Below are 4,330 nucleotides of genomic sequence, written 5' to 3' on the forward strand. Positions count from 1 at the left end.
GGAGGGGCCCGGCCTCTACGCGCTTCCGGGGCAGGGGGACGGCGGCCACGACCGTCTCGCCCAGGAGCGCAGGCTGCCCTCGCGCAGCGGGTCCTTCGCGGGCGGCACCGGCGCCTGGCTGGACCGGCTCGGCGGGCTGCGCAACTTCGTCCGCCAGGAGCTCGTCGCCCGCCAGCTCGCCGAACAGCTCGCCGGGCGCAGCGCGCAGCGGGTGCTCGACATCGGCTGCGGCCAGGGCACCCAGGCCCTGCGGCTGGCCCGGGCCGGCCACTACGTCACCGGGATCGACTCGGACCCGGTCGCGCTCGGCGTCGCCCAGGGGGCGCTCGCCGAGGAGCCGCCGGAGGTCCGCGGCCGGATGCAGCTGCTCAGCGGCGACGGCCACCAGTGCGGGCGCTGGTTCGGCCCGCGCAGCTTCGACGTGGTGCTCTGCCACGGCGTGCTGATGTACCTGCCCGACCCCGATCCGATGATCGCCTCGCTGGCCCGGCTGCTGGCCCCCGGCGGGTTGCTCTCGCTACTGGTCCGCAACCGCGACGCGCTCGCCCTGCGGCCGGCCGCCGCCGGGGACTGGCGGGCCGCCCTGCACGCCTTCGAGAGCGACCGGTACTACAACCGGCTCGGGCTGGCCGCGCGGGCCGACCGGCTCGGCGACCTCACCGTCACCCTCTCCGAGGTGTCGGTGCCGCTGCGGCACTGGTACGGCGTGCGGGTCTTCACCGACAACGCCCCGGACGACGCGGCCCCGCCGGTGGACGGGCGGCAGCTGGCCCAGCTCCTGGAGGCCGAGTACCGGGCCGGCCGCACCGACCCGTACCGGCAGGTCGCCGCGCTCCTGCACGTGATCGGGGCGAAGTAGCCCCGGGCGGAGCCGATCCGGCCGGAGCCGGTCGGGGGCGGAGCAGCCGCCGGGCGACCGCCCCACCCCGTCGGGCCTACTCCTCGCGCAGGCTCATCGCATAGACGACGCGGTCGTCGTCCAGCAGCACCGCGGTGTCCACACCGTCCTCCGCGAGCTGCTTCCAGGTCTCCCCGATCCAGGTCTCGGCGTCTCCCTGGCCCGCGAACTCCTCCTGGCCGCCGCCGGGCGTCACCGCGCTGCCGTCCGCCTTCTCGTACCGCCACGTCCAGACCATGCCGGCTCCTCCCACTGACCACGCTGCCTGTGTTGCTGCGCACCATAGCCTGCCCGGCCCGATCTTCCGTATGCCTGGTCCGGCGGCCCGGTCCGGCAGGATGGGCGGCATGGCGACCCCCTCCGAGCCCACCCGTCCCCCGCTGCCCCGCACCCTGCTGCTCGGCGGCGCCCGCTCCGGCAAGTCCACCCGAGCCGAACAGCTGCTCGCCGACCACCCGGACGTCCTGTACGTGGCCACCGGCGGCACCCGGGACGGCGACGCCGAGTGGGCCCAGCGGGTCGCGCTGCACCGGGAGCGCCGCCCGTCGAGCTGGCGCACCGCCGAGACCTGCGACCTGGAGACCGTGCTGGCCGACCCCACCGACCCGGCCCCGGTGCTGGTCGACTGCCTGGCGCTGTGGCTGACCTCCGTCATGGACGAGTGCGACGCCTGGGACGACGAGGTCTGGGCGGACCGGGGCGAAAGCGCGGTCCAGCGCCGCTGCGAGGCGCTGGCACGCGCCTGGGCGGCCACCGGGCGCACGGTCGTCGCGGTGAGCAACGAGGTCGGCATGGGCGTCGTCCCCGCCACCGCCGCGGGCCGCCGCTTCCGCGACACCCTGGGCCGGCTCAACATGGCCGTGGCGGACGCCTCGGAGCGGGTCCTGCTGGTCGTGGCCGGGCAGGTGCTGACCGTCAAGCCAGCCGCAGGCTGAACACCTTCGGCGTGTAGCCTTCCGGACGATGGACACGACCGTGGATCTCGATACGTTCTCCTCTCTCGTCGAGCGCCCCGACGAGAGCGCCCGGCGGGCCGCCGACGAGCGCTGGCAGGCGGCCGACCGCCCGCGCGGCGGGCTCGGCAAGCTGGAGGAGCTGGGCAGCTGGCTGGCCTCCGTGCAGGGGCGTTCCCCGGTGCGGCCGATCTCCGCTCCCAAGGTGCTGCTGTTCGCCGCCGACCACGGCGTCGCGGCGCTCGGGGTGTCCCGGATGCCCGCCGAGGGCGGCACCGCGGCCCGGGTGCGGGCCGTGCTCGACGGCAGCGCGCCGGTGTCCCGGCTGGCCGCGCGCTACGGCGCCCGGGTGCGGGTCGTCGACGTCGCGGTGGACGCCGACCCGGCCGACTTCCCGGACGAGGTGGTCACCCACCGGATCCGGCGCGGCTCCGGGCGGATCGACGTCGAGGACGCGCTCACCGCGCAGGAGACCGTCCGGGCGTTCCGGGCCGGCATGGCCGTCGCCGACGAGGAGGCCGACGCCGGCACCGACCTGGTGCTGCTCGGCGACCTCGGGGTCGGCGCCACCACGGTGGCCGGCGTGCTGGTCGGCGCGCTCTGCGGGACGGACGCGGCGGCGGTGACCGGGCGCGGCTCCGGGATCGACGACCGGGTGTGGATGGTCAAGTGCGCCACGATCCGGGACTCGCTGCGGCGGGCCCGGCCGGTGCTCGGCGACCAGCTCGCGCTGCTCGGCGCCACCGGCGGGGCCGACTTCGCGGCGATCACCGGCTTCCTGCTCCAGGCGGCCGTGCGGCGGCTGCCGGTGGTGCTGGACGGTGTGGTCTCGGCGGCCTGCGCGCTGGTCGCGCAGCGGATCGCCTTCCGGGCGCCCGAGTGGTGGCGGGCCGGGCAGTCCAGCGGCGAGCCGGCCCAGGCGAAGGCGTACGACCGGCTGACCCTGACGCCGTTGCAGGACCAGGGCATCACCATGGGCGAGGGCTTCGGCGCGCTGCTGGCGCTGCCCCTGCTCCAGGCCGCGGGGGACGTGCTTGCGGACGAGGCGCCGAAGCCGTTCGTGCCGATGGCGCCGAGCGCGCCGAAGGAGCAGCCGAGGCTGCCCTCGGCGGCGGACCTGCTGCGGAAGCTGTAGCGAACCGGCCCGCGCCCCCGGCCGACGGCACGACAACCCCGGGAACGCCCCTGCCAGGGGCGTTCCCGCCGTGAGAGGAACGTGTTCATGGCGAGCGGCACCGATCGGGCCACCTGGGCCGACGGCCTGCGGTTCGGGTTCGGGACGCTGTCCGTACTGCGGGTGCGGGTGGAACGGTGGGACCGGGCGGCGGCGGCCCGGGCGATGCTGACGGCTCCGCTGGTCGGACTGGTGCTGGGCGCACTGGCCGCCACGGCCGGGGCCCTGGTGGCCTGGCGGGCGGGCGGGCCGCTCGGCGCGGTGACCGCGGTGGGGGTGCTCGCCGGGCTGACCCGGGGACTCCACCTGGACGGCCTGGCGGACGTCGCCGACGGGCTGGGCAGCGGCAAGCCGGCCGAGGACGCGCTGCGCATCATGAAGCAGTCCGACATCGGTCCGTTCGGCGTGCTGACCCTGGTGCTCGTCCTGCTCGCCCAGGTGGCCGCGCTGGCCGGACAGTTCGCCCACTCCCCGCTGCGCGGCGCGCTCGCGGTGCTCGCCTCGGCGACGGCCGCGCGGTGCGCGCTCGCCTGGGGCTGCCTGCGGTCGGTGCCGGCCGCCCGGCCGGGCGGGCTGGGGGCGATGGTGGCGGGCACCGTGCCGCCCGTCGGAGCCGCCGCCGCGACGGCCGCCGCGGCGCTCGCCCTGGCCGCGGCGGGACTGTCCGACGGATGGTCAGCCCTCCGTCTCCCGCTGGCCGTTGTGCTCGGCACGGGCTGCGCCCGGCTGCTGCTCGGACGGTGTGTGCGCAGGTTCGGCGGGATCACCGGTGACGTGCTCGGCGCGATGGCCGAAACCGCCGCGACCGCCTCGCTGTTCGCCCTGGCGTTGCTCGGCTGATACCGGGCGGCGCGTGATCCCAGCATGCGGACTACCATGCGTGGAGCACCGCAGCCCTGCACCGTGGCAGGTCCTGCCCGCCCGGCGCGTACCGAGGAGCCGGGGCCTCTGGTGTGCGCGGCCGCCTCGGACGGACGCGCGCGCCAGGGGGCCCGGACCCCGGAGGCCCGCCGGCGGACGGCCTGCGACGGCGGGCTGCGCCGGTGCGGCAGCCTCGCCGTGGCCGGCCGTGGACCGCGAAAGAACAGGACGCATTACGTGACTGCATTGTCTGTGAGCACCTCCTCCGCCGCCTCGCTGCGCGCGGACGCCCTGGTGATCGGTGTCGCGAAGGGCCCGAAGGGCATCGTGCTGGCCCCCGGCGCCGAGGCCGTCAACGAGGCGTTCGAGGGCAAGCTGACCGAGGTCCTCAGCACCCTGGGCGCGACCGGCGCCGAGGGCGAGGCCGTCAAGGTCCCCTCCCCC

Annotated in this window: 6 protein-coding genes; 5 read left to right on the plus strand and 1 reads right to left on the minus strand. The window is 76.6% G+C overall.

Annotated elements, in window-relative coordinates; genetic code table 11:
• Positions 1-118 precede the first annotated feature (118 nt).
• Positions 119-859, plus strand: coding sequence for a methyltransferase domain-containing protein (locus ACIQOV_RS29660; RefSeq protein ID WP_359897136.1), 741 nt, complete (start codon positions 119-121; stop codon positions 857-859).
• A gap of 76 nt (positions 860-935) precedes the next feature.
• On the opposite strand, the gene ACIQOV_RS29665 is transcribed toward ACIQOV_RS29660, so the two are convergent.
• Positions 936-1,136: a hypothetical protein gene (locus tag ACIQOV_RS29665; RefSeq protein ID WP_359897024.1), complete on the minus strand. Its 201-nt coding sequence runs from the start codon at positions 1,134-1,136 to the stop codon at positions 936-938.
• A 109-nt stretch (positions 1,137-1,245) separates the two neighbouring features.
• Here ACIQOV_RS29665 and cobU point away from each other — a divergent pair, with 109 nt between their 5' ends.
• From cobU to ACIQOV_RS29685, 4 genes are all read left to right on the plus strand, one after another.
• Positions 1,246-1,833: a bifunctional adenosylcobinamide kinase/adenosylcobinamide-phosphate guanylyltransferase gene (gene cobU, locus ACIQOV_RS29670; protein ID WP_380353207.1), complete on the plus strand. Its 588-nt coding sequence runs from the start codon at positions 1,246-1,248 to the stop codon at positions 1,831-1,833.
• Positions 1,834-1,861: 28 nt separating this feature from the next.
• Entirely contained in the window at positions 1,862-2,986 is a 1,125-nt protein-coding gene (locus ACIQOV_RS29675) for a nicotinate-nucleotide--dimethylbenzimidazole phosphoribosyltransferase (protein ID WP_380353205.1), read from the plus strand.
• A gap of 87 nt (positions 2,987-3,073) precedes the next feature.
• A complete protein-coding gene (locus ACIQOV_RS29680) occupies positions 3,074-3,865 on the plus strand; it encodes an adenosylcobinamide-GDP ribazoletransferase (protein WP_401053649.1) in 792 nt (263 codons plus the stop codon).
• Positions 3,866-4,123: 258 nt separating this feature from the next.
• Positions 4,124-4,330 (plus strand): M17 family peptidase N-terminal domain-containing protein (locus tag ACIQOV_RS29685; RefSeq protein ID WP_401053651.1); only part of this gene is annotated, 207 nt, incomplete at its 3' end.

This window comes from Kitasatospora sp. NPDC091257, assembly GCF_044757675.1.
In the GTDB taxonomy this organism is placed as follows: domain Bacteria; phylum Actinomycetota; class Actinomycetes; order Streptomycetales; family Streptomycetaceae; genus Kitasatospora; species Kitasatospora lactacystinica.